This window comes from Pseudomonas sp. TE12508 (assembly GCF_056279485.1).
The window spans coordinates 1-16,465 of record NZ_JBWCCN010000025.1 but is presented as its reverse complement, the minus strand read 5'-3'; the positions used below and the strand labels follow the sequence as shown (position 1 = coordinate 16,465).

General features: G+C 61.5%; 12 protein-coding genes. 2 read left to right on the top strand and 10 right to left on the bottom strand.

The annotated features are described in order from the left end of the window. Positions 1-61: 61 nt before the first annotated feature. The 7 genes from ACZ9IM_RS27670 to ACZ9IM_RS27640 all read right to left on the bottom strand — a co-directional run bounded on the left by ACZ9IM_RS27670 (position 62) and on the right by ACZ9IM_RS27640 (position 7,576). Entirely contained in the window at positions 62-1,711 is a 1,650-nt protein-coding gene (locus ACZ9IM_RS27670; protein WP_476225555.1) for a BatD family protein, read from the bottom strand. Then, positions 1,708-3,444, bottom strand: a complete 1,737-nt coding sequence (locus ACZ9IM_RS27665; RefSeq protein ID WP_427627616.1) for a tetratricopeptide repeat protein — start codon at positions 3,442-3,444, stop codon at positions 1,708-1,710. Before ACZ9IM_RS27665 ends, ACZ9IM_RS27670 begins: the two co-directional genes overlap by 4 nt. Beyond that, on the bottom strand, positions 3,441-4,535 hold the full coding sequence (locus ACZ9IM_RS27660) for a vWA domain-containing protein (RefSeq protein WP_476225553.1): 1,095 nt from the start codon (positions 4,533-4,535) through the stop codon (positions 3,441-3,443). Before ACZ9IM_RS27660 ends, ACZ9IM_RS27665 begins: the two co-directional genes overlap by 4 nt. Continuing rightward, a complete protein-coding gene (locus ACZ9IM_RS27655; RefSeq protein ID WP_007901179.1) occupies positions 4,528-5,022 on the bottom strand; it encodes a DUF4381 domain-containing protein in 495 nt (164 codons plus the stop codon). The genes ACZ9IM_RS27660 and ACZ9IM_RS27655 overlap by 8 nt, the downstream gene beginning before the upstream one ends. Beyond that, entirely contained in the window at positions 5,019-5,963 is a 945-nt protein-coding gene (locus ACZ9IM_RS27650; RefSeq protein WP_008067941.1) for a DUF58 domain-containing protein, read from the bottom strand. The genes ACZ9IM_RS27655 and ACZ9IM_RS27650 overlap by 4 nt, the downstream gene beginning before the upstream one ends. 5 nt (positions 5,964-5,968) lie before the next feature. Further along, on the bottom strand, positions 5,969-6,928 hold the full coding sequence (locus ACZ9IM_RS27645; RefSeq protein ID WP_007901181.1) for an AAA family ATPase: 960 nt from the start codon (positions 6,926-6,928) through the stop codon (positions 5,969-5,971). A gap of 294 nt (positions 6,929-7,222) precedes the next feature. Next, positions 7,223-7,576, bottom strand: a complete 354-nt coding sequence (locus ACZ9IM_RS27640) for a hypothetical protein (protein WP_476225551.1) — start codon at positions 7,574-7,576, stop codon at positions 7,223-7,225. Between the two features lie 503 nt (positions 7,577-8,079). Here ACZ9IM_RS27640 and ACZ9IM_RS27635 point away from each other — a divergent pair. Next, positions 8,080-12,987, top strand: a complete 4,908-nt coding sequence (locus ACZ9IM_RS27635) for an NAD-glutamate dehydrogenase (RefSeq protein ID WP_476225549.1) — start codon at positions 8,080-8,082, stop codon at positions 12,985-12,987. 190 nt (positions 12,988-13,177) lie between these two features. Here ACZ9IM_RS27635 and ACZ9IM_RS27630 read toward each other — a convergent pair whose 3' ends face one another. The 3 genes from ACZ9IM_RS27630 to pdxR all read right to left on the bottom strand — a co-directional run bounded on the left by ACZ9IM_RS27630 (position 13,178) and on the right by pdxR (position 15,690). Further along, a complete protein-coding gene (locus tag ACZ9IM_RS27630) occupies positions 13,178-13,594 on the bottom strand; it encodes a cupin domain-containing protein (RefSeq protein WP_427628041.1) in 417 nt (138 codons plus the stop codon). Positions 13,595-13,839: 245 nt separating this feature from the next. Further along, positions 13,840-14,133, bottom strand: a complete 294-nt coding sequence (locus tag ACZ9IM_RS27625) for a putative quinol monooxygenase (protein ID WP_476225548.1) — start codon at positions 14,131-14,133, stop codon at positions 13,840-13,842. 123 nt (positions 14,134-14,256) lie between these two features. Then, the gene (pdxR, locus tag ACZ9IM_RS27620) at positions 14,257-15,690 is read right to left on the bottom strand and encodes a MocR-like pyridoxine biosynthesis transcription factor PdxR (RefSeq protein ID WP_427628043.1); all 1,434 of its coding nucleotides are present in this window, start codon (positions 15,688-15,690) and stop codon (positions 14,257-14,259) included. 205 nt (positions 15,691-15,895) lie between these two features. Here pdxR and ACZ9IM_RS27615 point away from each other — a divergent pair, with 205 nt between their 5' ends. Then, entirely contained in the window at positions 15,896-16,336 is a 441-nt protein-coding gene (locus ACZ9IM_RS27615; protein WP_476225546.1) for a carboxymuconolactone decarboxylase family protein, read from the top strand. The last annotated feature ends 129 nt before the right edge of the window (positions 16,337-16,465 follow it).

Sequence of the window (16,465 nt, the reverse complement as noted above, 5' to 3'; positions counted from 1 at the left end):
TCGCAGCCGAACGGGGGCAAGCCCCCTCGCCACAACAGCTCATTCATTCCATTGAGCGGGATTATTTCGGATAAAGCGGCGGCAACCCGGTATCGCCAACCAGATCCTGAACCCCTTCGGCCGTGGGGATCGCCCGAATCGCGCGCCAGAGATCCTCGCCCTGCCAGTACTGACCGGTTTCGCTGTACAGCGCGCCGTTCAGGCCGTCCAGTGCATCAGACAGCGGCACAAAACGCGCCGCCATGTCGGCCAGGGTTTCCGGTTGTTGTCGTGCCCAGGCGTCGAGGGCCTGGCGAGTGGCGTGGGAGTCGTTGGCCTGACAGGCGCGTTTGAGGTCGTCGAGCAAGGTGCGTGGGCTTGGGCCGGTCTGCGCCGCCCGCAGGATCGCCGGTTGCCAGCGGGCGCGCCACCAGAGGCCGAAGCCCAGCAGGGTGGTGCAGGCCAGGATCACGGTGCTGAGTTTCCACCAGAGGGCTTCGTTGTTGGCACCGGACATCACCTGCGGGCTGCCCGCCGGGGTATCGACGATCAGGCTTGGATTGCTCGCCACTTGCAGCGTACGGGCCGGCAGGCTGCTGTGTTCCAGATGATCCTCGAAGGTGTTCCACCAGACCACTTCAACGCTTGGCAAATCAATGTTGCCGGTGCGGGTCGGCACCAGGGCTTCACGGTCCTCGCGACTGCCGATCAAGCCGCGCTCGCTGCTCTGGTTGCCCAGCACCGGTTGATCCGGGTAGCGCCGCAGGCCGTTGATCTCGGTGGCGGGCAACGGTGGCAATTGCGAACTGGCGAGGCCTTCGGCGTTCAGGGTCAAGCTGCGGGTCAGCGAGTCGCCAACCTGCAAATGATCCGGTTCCGGGCTCCAGCTTTCGCCGAGGCTCAGGCTGCGGGCCGGCAGCCAGGGAACATCGGCCGGATACGTGTCGGGTTTGGCCTTGACCGTCAGCGGGATCTCGGCGGATTTGACGCGCATCTGCTTGCCCGGTTTTGGCCCTTGAGGTGTTGCGTCCTGGGACGGCCGGGTATCGACCGGCGTGGCACTGAACATCTGTGCCGGAATGGTCAATTCACCGCTGTGCTGCGGGTAGATCGCGTAGCGCATTTCGATCACGCCATGGCGCAATCCGTTGATGACTTTTTCGTAGGTGCGCGACTCGCCCAGCTGTTCGATACGCGCATCGGGAATCTGCAACGGGGTCAGGCTGCTGTCGTCGTACAGCGACACCGAATGGTAGATGCGCAAGGTCAGGATCGCCTGAGCCTGCACATAGACGCTGTTCTGGTCGAGGCTGGCTTCGATGAACACCGGCGCCAGTGTGTTGCTGCTGTCCTGGGTTTCGCTCTCGATCACCTGCACGGTAATCGGCTGGCTCTGGACGTCGCCCAGTTGCAGCGATGGAATCACCACGCTGCCGTTTTGCCGGGGCAGCAGGGTGATGATCCAGCGCGTGGTCGCCTGAGTGTTGCCGTTGAGGGTGTTCAGTTGGTTGACCTGGCGGGTGCCGCGCACTTCGAACAGCGGCTCCAGCGGGGACAGGTCGGGTTTGCCGAACTGGGTCACGTCGCTGGTCTCCAGGGTCAGTTCGACCGTCTCGCCGGAATTCAGGCGGCTGCGATCTACGCTGGCGACCAGCTCCACAGCCTGGGCCTGAACGGTGCAGAGCAACAGGGCGGGCAACAATGCGAGCAAGAAGGCGGTGAAGCGGGTCATCGAGTTTTTTCCTGATCCTGATGTTGTTGCTGTTCGTACCAGAATTTGCGTCTGAGCAATTCGCCGGGGTCATCCGGGATCTTGCGCAGCCATTGCTCCAGCGCCTGGCGCTGTTCGCCTTCAATCATGTCGCTGGCCGGGCGTCGTGGTGGCGTGGTGCTTTGCTCATCCCCCAACTCGCTGCCCGGGACTTCATTGGCGCCCGGTTGCGGTGGCGTCGTGGGCGGCTGCCCGGCGTCCGGTGTGGTCTGCTCAGCGTCGGTTTTCGGCTCGCCATTGCTGGGTTGGGTGGCGCTGCCCGGCGGCGGTTCCTGGGTGATGGTTTCGGTTTTGCCATCGGCGGTTTTGTCCGGCTCGACGGGCGGCGCTGAGGTTTTCTGCTTGAGCAGGCTTTCCACCAATGCCTTGTTGGTCAGGGCCGGGCGTAGATCCGGTTGACGTTCAAGGGCTTGATCGTAAGCATCCAGCGCTGCTTCCAGCTCACCGCTTTTGGCCAGGGCGTTACCCCGATTGTAGTGGGCGTGGGCATCGGTGCCTTGGGTAAACCGCTGGGCGGCGCCACTGTAGTCGCCGGCCTCATAGAGCGCCACGCCTTGCCACTGCGGATCTTCGAAATGCTGCGCGGCCTCGGCCGGGCGCTTTTGTTTGAGCAAATGCAGGCCCTGCTGATCGGGACGCAGCCACAAGTCTTCGAAATCGAAGGCGTAGCTCGGTTGCGGCAGCAGGAACAGCAGCGGCAGGCAGAACAGCCAACCGCGGCGCCCGGCACAGGCGGCCAGTAACAACAGTGGCAGCAGCAGCCAATAGCCTTGATCGGCCCAGGTGTCGAGGCGCAACGTCTGACCGTCGTTGCGCAGATCCCGTGGCCCATCGAGCAGGCCAAGGCCGCGCAGGTCGGCATCGTCCAGACGCGCCTGGCGATAACGTCCGCCCAGGCCATTGGCAAAGGCTTTCAGGCTGGGGCCGTCCAGGCGGGGCACCAGAATGGCGCCCAGGTCATCCTTGAGGAAACTGCCGTCGTCCTGCGCGACCGGCGCACCTTCGGCGGTGCCGATACCGAGCATCAGAAATTGCGTGGACTTGTCGTCCAGCGCCTGACGAATCCCTTGGCGCTCCTGTTCCGTCAGCGACGAACCGATCAGCAGGATCCGACCCTGGCCGAGGGCGCCCTGATCCAGCAGCGCAAGGGCCTTGGCCACTGCCAGATCGGCACGATGACCGGCTTGGGGCATCAGCGACGGCTTGAGCGCATCCACCAGGTTGCGGCTGGTCGACAGGTCATCCGACAGCGGCACCAAGGTGTGGGCGCTGCCGGCGTAGACAATGATTGCGGTCTGCGCGTCGCTGCGATTTTGCAGCAGATCGAACAGTTTGCGCCGGGCTTGTTCCAGTCTGTTCGGCGCACTATCGGTGGCGAGCATTTCCGGGGTCAGCTCAAGCAACACCACCAGCGGGTCGGCGGGTTTCTGGCTGGTTTGTTCGACGCGCTGCCAGCTCGGCCCCAGCAGGGCCAGCACGGTCAGCACCCAGGCCAGGCCCAGGGCGACCCACGGCAGTTTGCTTTCGCGACCGCTGCCACCGCTGAGCAGCGCGGCATGGAAGGCCGGCGGCAGAATCATTTGCCAGCGGCCAGCGCGTTTCTGTCGATGCCAGAGTTGCCAGAGCAACCAGCCCAGCAACGGCAACAATAGCAGCCACCAAGGGCGGAACCAGTGCGGCCAGAGCGCAATCATCGGCGCCTCCGCAGGCGCAGGCGTTTGAGCCGCTGACGCCAGTCGGGCAGTTGCGTTTGCAGAAACCGCTCTTTGGTAAACAGCTCCTTGCTAAACAGCCGTTGCAAAGGGTTATCCGGCCAGCGCTCGCGGATCACCAGCAGCATGCTCAACAGCAGTGCCATCGCCAAAGGCCAGTGATACAACGCTTGGGCCGGGCGGGCCTGAGTGGGTTGCTGGGTCACCGGCTCCAGTTTGTCGAGGGTGCGCTTGATCGCTTGCAGTTCTTCGCCGTCGCGGGCGCGGAAGTATTGGCCGCCGGTGGCTTGGGCGATGGCTTTCAAGGCCGGTTCGTCGAGGTCCAGGCTCGGGTTGATGCCAAGGAATCCCAGGGTGCCGCTTTGTTCCGGGTCGGCGCCGATACCGATCGGGTAGATTTTCACCCCTTCGTTGGCTGCCAGCCGTGCGGCGGTCAGCGGATCGATTTCACCGCCGTTGTTGGCACCGTCGGTAACCAGAATCAGCACGCGGCTTTGTGCCGGGCGTTGGCGCAGACGTTTGAGGGCCAGGCCAATCGCGTCGCCGATGGCGGTGTTTTTGCCGGCGATGCCGATCCGCGCTTCGTCGAGCCATACGCGCACGGTGTGCCGGTCGAAAGTCAGCGGCGCTTGCAGATACGCCTGGCTGCCGAACAGGATCAAGCCGACCCGGTCGCCGTCGCGGCTTTCAAGAAAATCACCGAGCAAATGTTGCACCAATGTCAGTCGGCTGACGTCTTCGTCCTGCCACTGCATGTCGGGAAAATCCATCGAGCCGGACACGTCCACCGCCACCAGCAAGTCGCGGCCGCTGGCGGCAATCGGCAGGGGCTCGCCGAGCCATTGCGGGCGTGCGGCAGCGATCAGCAATAACAGCCATAGCAGAATGAATGGGGCTTGCTGGCGCCACGCTGGCAGATTCGCCCGGGCACGACGGCGAGCGAGGCCTTCGAGGTCGCTCAGGAAGCTGACTTTGAGCGCCGGTTCGCCACTGTCGGCCACCGGCAGCAGCACCCGCATCAGCCAGGGCAGTGGCAGCAGGGCGAAGATCCACGGCCAGGTGAACTCAAACATGTTTGCGAATCCAGGTGTCGACAGCTTGAGTCAGGCCGGCGATGGCCTTGTCGTCGAGTTTGCATTCGGGTTTGTAGGCGCCTTCCACTAGCACCATCCAGCGCGTGAGGCCGGCGGCCGGGCAGCGGTTATCAAGGAACGCCAGCCATTTGCGACCGTTAAGGGTGTGGCTCTGGCTGTAGGGGTAATGGTTGCGACACAGGCGTTTGAGCAAGCCGTTGAGTTGCTGCAGCCAGGCACCGGCCGGGGCGCCGTCGTAGGGCTTGGGCATCCGGGCGAGTTCGGCCAGCGCAGCGAGACGCACCGGGTCCAGCGGTTGTTCGGCACGGACGATAGGGCGCTTGTTCGGGATGAAGCGGCGCAACTGCCACAGGCCGAAACCGATCAATGGCAGCAATAACAGCAGCAGCCACCAGCCCGGCGCCGGCGGCCAGAAGCCGATCGGTGGCGGGGAAATCAGCGGTTGCAGTTGATCGAGGCTGCTCATCGACCTTTCCCCGGACGTTGAGGATTGAGGTATTCGCGCAGTTGCTCGACCATTTCGCTTTGGGTGCTCAAAGGCATCAGCAATACCCGCAACTTTTGCGCCAGCAGCTCCCAGCGGGCGATGCGCGCTTCAGCCTGTGCGCGATAAGCCTGGCGCAAGTCGAAATTCAACGTGTCGAGTTCCAGCTGTGCGCCCCGTTCCGCGAAGCGTAAAAGCCCGGCAGCGGGCAGGGCGTGATCCAGCGGGTCGGACACGGGCAGCAGCAACAGGTCGCAATGGCGCGACAACAGGCTCAGCTGCTGTTCGGCACTGTCGGACAAGGCGCGTTCGTCGCAGATCACGATCACCAGGCTGCCGGGGCGCAATACTTCCCGGGCGCGGCGCAGGGCAATGCCGAAGGCGTCGCGGTCGGGCTCGCGTTCGGTATGCAGCGACTGATTGACCCGCACCAGTCGGTTGAGCAATTGCAGCAGGCTTTGCTTGCTGCGTCGCGGTTTGATCTCGTAGTGCTCGTCGTCGCCGAACACCAGCCCGCCGACCCGGTCGTTATGGCCCAGCGCGGCCCAGCCAATCAGGCTCGCCGCCTGGGCAGCAAGCACCGATTTGAACATCAGCCCCGAGCCGAAAAACAGTCGACGGCTCTGTTCGACCATGATGAAAATCGGCCGCTCGCGTTCTTCGTGGAACAGCTTGGTATGGGGCTCCTGGGTCCGGGCGGTGACGCGCCAGTCGATGCTTCGCACGTCATCGCCGGCCTGATACACCCGCACCTGATCGAAGTCCACCCCGCGCCCGCGCAGTTTGGAATGGTGCAGGCCGATCAGCGGGCTGCGCTGGCTCGGCGTGGAAAACAACTGCACTTCGCGCACGCGATGACGCATCTGGATCAGCTCGGAAAGGCTGACACGGATGCCCGGCTCGGGCGGCAGGAGGGCGTTCATCGGGGTCAAGCGACGGCTACGACGTCGAGAATCCGCTGGACCACCCGGTCCTGGTCGATGCCAGCGGCTTCGGCTTCGAAGGAAAGAATGATGCGGTGGCGCAACACATCGAACAGCACCGCCTGAATGTCTTCCGGGCTGACGAAGTCGCGACCGGCCAGCCAGGCGTGGGCCCGGGCGCAACGGTCCAGGGCAATGGAGCCACGGGGGCTGGCGCCGTAGGCGATCCATTCGGCCATTTCCGGGTCGAACTTGGCCGGCGTACGTGTGGCCATGACCAGTTGCACCAGGTATTCCTCCACGGCGTCGGCCATGTACAACCCGAGGATTTCCTTGCGCGCGGCGAAGATCGCCTGCTGGCTGACTCGGCGTTCGGGTTTGGTTTCGCCATGCAGCGCTTCGCCGCGAGCCTGTTGCAGAATCCGGCGCTCGACGGCGGCGTCAGGGAAACCGATTTTCACGTGCATCAGGAAACGGTCGAGCTGGGCTTCGGGCAGCGGGTAGGTGCCTTCCTGCTCGATGGGGTTTTGCGTGGCCATGACCAGAAACAGCGGCGACAGGTCGTAGGTGCTGCGCCCGACGCTGACCTGGCGTTCGCCCATGGCTTCAAGCAGGGCCGACTGAACCTTGGCCGGAGCACGGTTGATTTCGTCCGCCAACACCAGATTGTGGAAGATCGGGCCTTGCTGGAATACGAAACTGCCGGTTTCCGGGCGATAGATTTCCGTGCCAGTGATGTCGGCTGGCAGCAGGTCGGGGGTGAACTGGATGCGATGGAACTGTGCTTCGATGCCTTCGGCGAGCTCTTTGATGGCCTTGGTCTTGGCCAGGCCCGGGGCGCCCTCGACCAGCATGTGGCCGTCGGCGAGCAAGGCGATGAGCAAGCGCTCGATGAGTTTTTCCTGGCCGAGAATCTGCGTTGAAAGAAAGGTTCGCAGCGCGAGCAGCGCTTCACGATGTTCCATCGATGACTGTTCCTGGAAAGGGTGACCGAAGACGTTCGAATAACGCCAGGGCTGGGGGCGTTACTTTAATCCATCGCGGGGGGCGGCGACCAACGGCATTTTGTGCAAAGTGCGGGAATTGATGGGCAAAATTGTTGGAAATTTGTAGGCGAGGGACAGGGTGGTGATCTGGCTGGCCTCATCGCGAGCAGGCTCGCTCCCACAGGTGACCGGGTTCTCACATGAAAATGCGATCAAATGTGGGAGCGAGCCTGCTCGCGATGAGGCAGGTTCAGGCGCCCGAGATTCCGAGGCTCAGAGCTGGCTTACATAGGTACCAGTCCCTTTGAGGATGTTCTGCAAGGTTTCTTCCACCTCAGCCAGTTCCTGCGCATCGGTGCTGTGCAGGATTTCCAACGAATCTTCGCCATCGAGCACATCGGCGTCCGCGGCGGCGATTTCGATCAGCAGGCGGTCAGGGCTGAGGGTGACTTTCACACCGTTGAGGGCCGAAGGCTTGTCGTGGAAGATGATCTCCAGCTCATCCTCGTCCGGAAAGCGGCTCATCAGGAACATTTCGCCCTCGGCGCTGTTGCAGCAGAGCATGGCCAAGTTGTCTTCTTCTTCGTCGCACGGGTTGACGATCAAGAGGTCAGTTGTCATTTGCATGGGGAAAATCCTGGCTCGGCGAGCGTGGTGAACGTTACAAAAAGCAATTCTGCCAGCCTTGGGGAATTTCTGCTCGGCTGAGTGTCAGAAGATGTGTCGTGAACATTCGGGGTGTTACTGGTCATTTTTGGCACGCAGGTGCCGTAAAACCGGGCATAAAGCGCCCGATTTTCTACACGACTGCTAATGTTGTTCGAGGCACCTGCCGCGTGCTGCGTACCGTTGACCGAATATGTCGCAGCGCTGCAAGCATGGCCCTTGCCGCAGTCGTTAAGCTGCGCAACGGATGAGCACCCGTAAAGGCATTGCGCTGCACCCAGGCCAGTCGTTTTTGCAGATGCCCATTCTTGGAAGGTGAATGTGACCTGAGTGTCTCGTCCAGCTTCACCCACCTGTCATCCTGTTTCCTCTGCCCGAGAATCAGGAACAGGGTGACGGATTGCCCCGAAAGGGGTTTGCACGCGACGCTTCCATCAATAACAAGCCCAAGCGGAGTACCACAGATGGCGTTCTTCACCGCAGCCAGCAAAGCCGACTTCCAGCACCAACTGCAAGCGGCACTGGCGCAGCACATCAGTGAACAGGCACTGCCACAAGTGGCGCTGTTCGCTGAACAATTCTTCGGCATTATTTCACTGGACGAGCTGACCCAGCGTCGGTTGTCCGACCTCGCCGGCTGCACCCTTTCTGCGTGGCGCCTGCTTGAGCGCTTCGATCACGCGCATCCGCAAGTGCGCGTCTACAACCCTGATTACGAGCGCCACGGCTGGCAGTCGACCCACACCGCGGTCGAAGTGCTGCACCACGATCTGCCGTTCCTAGTGGACTCGGTGCGCACCGAGCTGAACCGTCGCGGCTACAGCATTCATACCCTGCAAACCACTGTGCTGAGCGTGCGTCGCGGCAGCAAGGGCGAGCTGCTGGAAATCCTGCCCAAAGGCACCCAGGGCGAAGGCATTCTGCAAGAATCGCTGATGTACCTGGAAATCGACCGTTGCGCCAACACGGCCGAACTGAACGTCCTGACCAAAGAGCTGGAGCAGGTTCTCGGTGAAGTCCGCGTCGCGGTCGCCGATTTCGAACCGATGAAAGCCAAGGTCCAGGAGCTGATCGAAGGCATCGACAACAGCCAGTTCATCATCAACGCCGACGAAAAGTCCGAAATCAAGAGCTTCCTGGAATGGCTGGTGGGCAACCACTTCACCTTCCTGGGCTACGAAGAGTTCGTGGTGGGCGAGGATCAGAACGGCGGTCACATCGAATATGACCAGAATTCGTTCCTCGGCCTGACCAAACTGCTGCGTGCCGGCCTGACCGTCGACGATCTGCGCATCGAAGACTACGCCGTCAACTACCTGCGCGAACCGACGCCGCTGTCGTTCGCCAAGGCTGCACACCCAAGCCGTGTCCACCGTCCGGCTTACCCGGATTACGTATCGATCCGCCAGATCGATGCCGATGGCAAAGTCATCAAGGAATGCCGCTTCATGGGCCTGTACACCTCGTCGGTGTATGGCGAAAGCGTGCGGGTCATTCCTTACATCCGTCGCAAGGTCGAGATCATCGAACAGCGTTCGGGCTTCCAGGCCAAGGCTCACTTGGGCAAGGAATTGGCCCAGGTGCTTGAAGTGTTGCCGCGCGACGACTTGTTCCAGACCCCGGTGGACGAGCTGTTCACCACCGTGATGTCGATCGTGCAGATCCAGGAACGCAACAAGATCCGCGTGTTCCTGCGCAAAGACCCGTACGGCCGCTTCTGCTACTGCCTGGCCTACGTGCCACGCGACATCTACTCCACCGAAGTGCGCCAGAAGATCCAGCAAGTGCTGATGGATCGCCTGAAAGCCTCGGACTGCGAGTTCTGGACCTTCTTCTCCGAGTCCGTGCTGGCCCGTGTGCAACTGATTCTGCGGGTCGATCCGAAGAACCGTCTGGACATCGATCCGCTGCTGCTGGAAAAAGAAGTGGTACAGGCCTGCCGCAGCTGGCAGGACGATTACGCCAGCCTGACAGTTGAAAGTTTCGGCGAGGCTAGCGGCACCAACGTGCTGGCGGACTTCCCGAAAGGCTTCCCGGCCGGTTACCGCGAGCGTTTCGCAGCCCACTCGGCTGTGGTCGACATGCAGCACCTGCTGAGCCTGAGCGAAAAAAATCCGCTGGTGATGAGCTTCTATCAGCCGCTGGCCCAGGTCTCCGGCCAGCGCATGCTGCACTGCAAGCTGTATCACGCCGATACCCCGCTGGCATTGTCCGACGTGTTGCCGATCCTGGAAAACCTTGGCCTGCGCGTGCTGGGTGAATTCCCGTATCGCCTGCGTCACAACAATGGCCGCGAATTCTGGATTCACGACTTCGCGTTCACCGCCGCCGAAGGCCTGGAACTCGACATCCAGCAACTCAACGACACCTTGCAGGACGCCTTCGTCCACATCGTGCGTGGCGATGCCGAGAACGATGCCTTCAACCGTCTGGTGCTGACCGCCGGCCTGCCATGGCGCGATGTGGCGCTGCTGCGTGCCTACGCCCGTTACATGAAGCAGATCCGTCTGGGCTTCGACCTGGGTTACATCGCCAGCACCCTGAACAACCACACCGACATCGCTCGCGAGTTGACCCGGTTGTTCAAGACCCGTTTCTACCTGGCGCGCAAGCTTGCCAGCGATGATCTGGAAGACAAGCAACAACGCCTGGAACACGCGATTCTGGCAGCACTGGACGATGTCCAGGTGCTGAACGAAGACCGCATCCTGCGTCGTTACCTGGACCTGATCAAAGCGACCCTGCGGACCAACTTCTACCAGACCGACGCCCACGGTCAGAACAAGTCCTACTTCAGCTTCAAGTTCAACCCGCACCAGATTCCAGAGCTGCCGAAGCCGGTTCCGAAGTTCGAAATCTTCGTTTACTCGCCTCGTGTTGAAGGCGTGCACCTGCGCTTTGGCAACGTTGCTCGCGGTGGTCTGCGCTGGTCCGACCGTGAAGAAGACTTCCGCACCGAAGTCCTGGGCCTGGTAAAAGCCCAGCAAGTGAAGAACTCGGTCATCGTACCGGTGGGTGCGAAGGGGGGCTTCCTGCCGCGTCGCCTGCCACTGGGCGGCAGCCGTGACGAGATCGCGGCCGAGGGCATCGCCTGCTACCGCATCTTCATCTCGGGCCTGTTGGACATCACCGACAACCTGAAAGACGGCGCGCTGGTACCGCCGGCCAACGTCGTGCGTCATGACGACGATGACCCGTACCTGGTGGTGGCGGCGGACAAGGGCACTGCAACCTTCTCCGACATCGCCAACGGCATCGCCATCGACTACGGCTTCTGGCTCGGCGACGCCTTTGCGTCCGGTGGCTCGGCTGGTTACGACCACAAGAAAATGGGCATTACCGCCAAGGGCGCGTGGGTCGGCGTACAACGCCACTTCCGCGAGCGCGGCATCAATGTTCAGGAAGACAGCATCACTGTAGTGGGCGTCGGCGACATGGCCGGTGACGTGTTCGGTAACGGCTTGCTGATGTCCGACAAGCTGCAACTGGTCGCTGCTTTCAACCACTTGCACATCTTCATTGACCCGAACCCGGAGCCAGCCAACAGCTTCGCCGAGCGTCAGCGTCTGTTCGACTTGCCGCGTTCGGCGTGGTCGGACTACGACACCAGCATCATGTCCGAAGGCGGCGGGATCTTCTCGCGCAGCGCGAAAAGCATCGCGATTTCCCCGCAGATGAAAGAGCGCTTCGACATTCAGGCTGACAAGCTGACCCCGACCGAACTGCTGAATGCCTTGCTCAAGGCACCGGTAGACCTGTTGTGGAACGGCGGTATCGGTACGTACGTCAAAGCCAGCAGCGAAAGCCACGCCGATGTCGGCGACAAGGCCAACGATGCACTGCGCGTGAACGGCAACGAACTGCGCTGCAAAGTCGTGGGCGAGGGCGGTAACCTCGGTATGACCCAATTGGGTCGTGTCGAATTCGGCCTCAATGGCGGCGGCTCCAACACCGACTTCATCGATAACGCCGGTGGTGTGGACTGCTCCGACCACGAAGTAAACATCAAGATCCTGCTGAACGAAGTCGTGCATGCCGGTGACATGACCGACAAGCAACGTAACCAGTTGCTGGCGAGCATGACCGACGAAGTCGGCAACCTGGTGCTTGGTAACAACTACAAGCAGACTCAGGCCCTGTCCCTGGCGGCACGTCGTGCCTTCGTGCGGATTGCCGAATACAAACGTCTGATGAACGATCTGGAAGGCCGCGGCAAGCTGGATCGCGCCATCGAGTTCCTGCCGGCTGAAGAAGCGATCAACGAACGCCTCGCGGAAGGCCATGGCCTGACCCGTGCCGAGCTGTCGGTGCTGATCTCCTACAGCAAGATCGACCTCAAGGAAGCGCTGCTCAACTCCCTGGTGCCGGACGACGACTACCTGACCCGCGACATGGAAACCGCTTTCCCGCCGACGCTGGTGAGCAAGTTCTCCGCTGCCATGCGCCGTCACCGTCTGAAGCGTGAAATCGTCAGCACCCAGATCGCCAACGATCTGGTGAACCACATGGGCATCACCTTCGTTCAACGACTCAAAGAGTCGACCGGCATGAGCCCGGCGAATGTTGCGGGGGCCTATGTAATAGTTCGGGATATCTTCCACCTCCCGCACTGGTTCCGGCAGATAGAAGCCCTGGATTATCAGGTGTCGGCCGACGTACAACTGGAGCTGATGGACGAGCTGATGCGCCTGGGTCGCCGCGCTACGCGCTGGTTCCTGCGCAGCCGTCGCAACGAGCAGAACGCTGCCCGTGACGTCGCGCACTTCGGTCCGCACCTGGCGGCGTTGGGTCTCAAGCTCGACGAACTGCTGGAAGGCCCGACCCGCGAAGGCTGGCAGACCCGCTACCAGGCTTACGTCGCGGCTGGCGTGCCTGAGTTGCTGGCGCGCATGGTTGCAGGCACCACTCACCTGTACACCTTGCTGCCGATCATCGAAGCTTCGGATGTGACCGGCCAGAACGCAGCGGACGTGGCCAAGGCCTACTTCGCCGTGGGCAGCGCGCTGGACATCACCTGGTACCTGCAACAGATCAGCGCTCTGCCGGTTGAAAACAACTGGCAGGCCCTGGCCCGTGAAGCGTTCCGTGATGACGTCGACTGGCAACAACGTGCGATCACCATCTCTGTCCTGCAACAGGGCGACGGCACCCAGGATGTGGAAACACGCCTGGCGCTGTGGATGGAAGAGCACGAAGGCATGATCGAACGCTGGCGCGCCATGCTGGTGGAAATCCGTGCCGCCAGCGGCACCGACTACGCCATGTACGCGGTGGCCAACCGCGAACTGCTGGACCTGGCGTTGAGCGGTCAAGCGGTGGTGCCTGCCACTGCGACTGCCGCTGTCAGCACCGAGCTGGAACCGGCTGCCTGATAGGCGTTGAATGAAAAAGCCCCGTCTCGAAAGAGATGGGGCTTTTTTTTGTCTGAAGGTTTTGTTGTGTCTGGTCGGGCCTCTTCGCGAGCAGGCTCGCTCCCACAGGTGACCGGATTCTTCCAGAAGAATGCGATCTACTGTGGGAGCGAGCCTGCTCGCGATAGGGCCATCAGCTTCGCCTCAGCTATTAGTTCTCCAAAGGAATCAACACTTTCTCATCCGGCGCCAACACCATGAACACCAGCAGCTTGGCGGGTTGGGTAGCGCTGGCATTTTTCGAGACCAGATGTTCAGAACCCGCCGGTTCGTACCAGAATTCACCGGCCTTGTAGGTGATCGCTTTTTCGCCTTTGACTTGAGAGATGATCTCCCCCGAAAGCACGTAAGCCATGGCCGTGCCCTGGTGTTTATGGGCGATGGACGATTGGCCCGGCTCGTAATCGACTTCGATCATCAAGGCTTTTTTGCCGGGGGCGTTTTTCAGCATCTGGTCCTGCAGGACGGTGACTTTTTCTGAAGGAGCGGTTTCGTGGGCGAATGTCGGGGCTGAAATGCTCAGCGTCAGGGCGGCGAGAGGCGCGGCAAAAAAACAAAGCGTTTTCATGGTTGATTACCTGAGGTGGTGAGTCGTCAGGGACCACAGTAAGCCGCGCTATCGGGCAATCAAACGGCCAATTTTCGGGAAGGTGAGGGGACCAATGACCGAAGCTACGTTACCCGCTGATCGTTCCCATGCTCTGCGTGGGAACGCCTCACCGGACGCTCTGCGTCAGCTTTTGGGGCGCGGAGCGCCCCTGGCTGCATTCCCACGCAGAGCGTGGGAACGATCATCACCAGAGCGTCTTGATTTTAAACGATTGGAAAGCTGTTGAAGTTGACGGCATTGGCCAGTCGGCTGTCGATCAGGCCGATGAAGCCTTGCACTTCGGGGCAGTTGAAATGCGATTGCATGGCCGCTTCCGATTGCCAGCGGGCGCTGACTGTCCAGCGGGTGTCGTCCTCGGGGCAGCGGTCGACCATATAGGAGTCACAGCCCGGAAGTTCGCGCAGGGTGTCGACAATCTTTTGCAGTTGCTTACCCAGTTCGTCCGAGCGGCCGGCGGCAGCCTGCACCTTTACGGTGGTAATCACTTCGTTGGACATTGCTCACACTCCTGAATCAGGCTGGACGAATCCTGCTCATTGAGGGATAACGCCCAATCAGGATAGGCCTGCCCCCCCAGACCGCCAATAGCCAATCGCCAGATAAAGCCGCAGACCAATCCCTCAACCGAGCTGCTGCAAAATGTCCCGCAAACGGTCCAGGGCGATGTCGATGTCCAGGGTTTCGATCGCGCCGAATCCCAGGAAAAGCCCGGCCCGCGGCGCTTGCTGGTAAAAAAAGCTGTCCAGGGCATAGAGCCCCACTTCGACTTTTTTTGCCAATTCGATCACCAATGGAATATCGACCGGCACCTTGCACAGCACCGCCATGTGGAACCCGGCTGTGGTTGGCACCGCTTCGAACCACGGTGAAAGGTCGCCCGCCATGCGCGCCAGGATCCGTTCACGGCGCCCGGCGTAAATCGTATGGCAGCGCCGGATGTGCTTGAGCAGACAGCCCTCGGCGATGAACTTGGCGAGCGCCCATTGGGGCAGGGTGGAGGTATGCAGGTCGGTGAGCTGCTTGGCGCGGATCACCGCTTCGAGGATCGCCGGTGGCAAAATCGCGTAACCGAGCCGCAACTCCGGCAACAGGGTCTTTGAGAAAGTGCCGACGTAGGCGACGATGCCGCGCTCATCCAGGCTTTGCAGCGAGTCGGTGGGCCGGCCTTCGTAGCGGAATTCGCTGTCGTAATCGTCTTCGATGATGATCGCCCCCAGCTCATAGGCCCTTGCGAGCAGGGCTTCCCGGCGGGCCTGGCTTAGGGGCATGCCCAAGGGGAACTGGTGGGACGGGGTGACGTAAATCAGCCGGGTACCATCGGGAATATGCTCGACCTGAATGCCTTGCGCATCCACCGGCACGCCGACCACCGTTGCGCCATGGCTCCCGAACAACAGACGCGCCGGCGGGTAGCCGGGGTCTTCCATGGCGACGAGGCTGCCCGGTTGGGTCAACACCCGGGAAATCAGGTCCAGCGCCTGTTGGGCGCCATTGCACACCACCACGTCTTCGTCCTGACAGTTGACCCCGCGCGAAAACGCGATGTGCCGTGCGATGGCATTGCGCAGCGCCGGCAGGCCTTCGGGCTGGCTGTAGAAACCTTTGGAACCGGCAATCTGGCGCAAGGCATGGGAGGTGCAGCGGCGCCAATCGTCCTGCGGAAACTGGCCCTTGCTGGTGGCGCCACCGATGAACTCATAACGCAACGAGCCTTCCAGCGTCGGGTGGCGCAAGAACGTCGGCAGCTTGCGCCAGCGCTCGATCACATCAAAGCTGGCCAGCTCCGAATGGCTCTGCTTGTGGACGATTTTCGCCGCCCGGGCATTGACGTAAGTGCCTTTGCCGATCACCCCGGTGAGGAAGTTCTCGTAGGTCAGTTGCGCATACGTGTCGGAAATGGTCTTGCGCGAGATCCCCAGTTGTTCGGCCAGCAAGCGGCTGGGTGGCAGTTGCGCCCCGGCTGCCAGGCGACCGGATTCGATGGCGCTGCGCAGTTGCCGGTACAACTGGCCTGCCAGGTCCTTGCGGCCGTTGATGACAACATGAAGTTCCATACCGGCGGGGCTCCTTGGGCGGTTGAGGCGACTGTGCGTCGCGCCAGATTACCCGCATGAACGGCTGCACAGAAGTTGCGTGGGCGAAAAAGCGCCGATTGGCCTTCTGCCGGGCGGTCCATGGCATTTTCGCCGAATTGGCTCTGTAACCCTCGCGCATCAGCGCCTACCGTGGAGGCACTGATCAGCGCCATGAGGCACCGCCATGAACGCCCGTCTGGATTACTACAGCGCATCGCCCAAAGCGATGAAAGCCATGATCGCGATGGAGGCCTTGACCCGCGACCTGAGCATCGAACCGGCCTTGTTGAACCTGATCAAAATCCGCGCCTCGCAGCTCAATGGCTGCGCCTTCTGCACCGACATGCACTCGGTGGACGCGCGCCGCTTCGGTGAGAGCGATCGCCGGCTGTATGGGATCGTAGTCTGGCGCGACAGCAATTTCTTCAACCCTAGGGAGCGAGCCGCCCTGGCCTGGACCGAAGCGGTAACCCTGCTCTCGCAAAACCACGTGCCGGATGACGTTTACGCCCTGGCCCGGGAGCAGTTCAGCGAAGGCGAACTGGTCGACCTGACGATGGCCGTCAGCACCATCAACAGCTGGAATCGCCTGGCGGTGAGCTTTCGGCAAACGCCTAGCGGTTAATTCAAGCGCAAACCCTGTGGGAGCGGGCTTGCTCGGGTAGAAACCGGAGACATCCTTTACGTTTTAAACCGGAGACATCGTTTACAGGTATGAAATACGGTCAGGAGGTGCCTGACCATGCCCTGGAAT

Coding starts and splice junctions, on each gene's coding strand:
- ACZ9IM_RS27670 (WP_476225555.1), bottom strand. CDS start 1,711: ATGACCCGCTTCACCGCCTTCTTGCTCGCATTGTTGCCCGCCCTGTTG.
- ACZ9IM_RS27665 (WP_427627616.1), bottom strand. CDS start 3,444: ATGATTGCGCTCTGGCCGCACTGGTTCCGCCCTTGGTGGCTGCTATTG.
- ACZ9IM_RS27660 (WP_476225553.1), bottom strand. CDS start 4,535: ATGTTTGAGTTCACCTGGCCGTGGATCTTCGCCCTGCTGCCACTGCCC.
- ACZ9IM_RS27655 (WP_007901179.1), bottom strand. CDS start 5,022: ATGAGCAGCCTCGATCAACTGCAACCGCTGATTTCCCCGCCACCGATC.
- ACZ9IM_RS27650 (WP_008067941.1), bottom strand. CDS start 5,963: ATGAACGCCCTCCTGCCGCCCGAGCCGGGCATCCGTGTCAGCCTTTCC.
- ACZ9IM_RS27645 (WP_007901181.1), bottom strand. CDS start 6,928: ATGGAACATCGTGAAGCGCTGCTCGCGCTGCGAACCTTTCTTTCAACG.
- ACZ9IM_RS27640 (WP_476225551.1), bottom strand. CDS start 7,576: ATGCAAATGACAACTGACCTCTTGATCGTCAACCCGTGCGACGAAGAA.
- ACZ9IM_RS27635 (WP_476225549.1), top strand. CDS start 8,080: ATGGCGTTCTTCACCGCAGCCAGCAAAGCCGACTTCCAGCACCAACTG.
- ACZ9IM_RS27630 (WP_427628041.1), bottom strand. CDS start 13,594: ATGAAAACGCTTTGTTTTTTTGCCGCGCCTCTCGCCGCCCTGACGCTG.
- ACZ9IM_RS27625 (WP_476225548.1), bottom strand. CDS start 14,133: ATGTCCAACGAAGTGATTACCACCGTAAAGGTGCAGGCTGCCGCCGGC.
- pdxR (WP_427628043.1), bottom strand. CDS start 15,690: ATGGAACTTCATGTTGTCATCAACGGCCGCAAGGACCTGGCAGGCCAG.
- ACZ9IM_RS27615 (WP_476225546.1), top strand. CDS start 15,896: ATGAACGCCCGTCTGGATTACTACAGCGCATCGCCCAAAGCGATGAAA.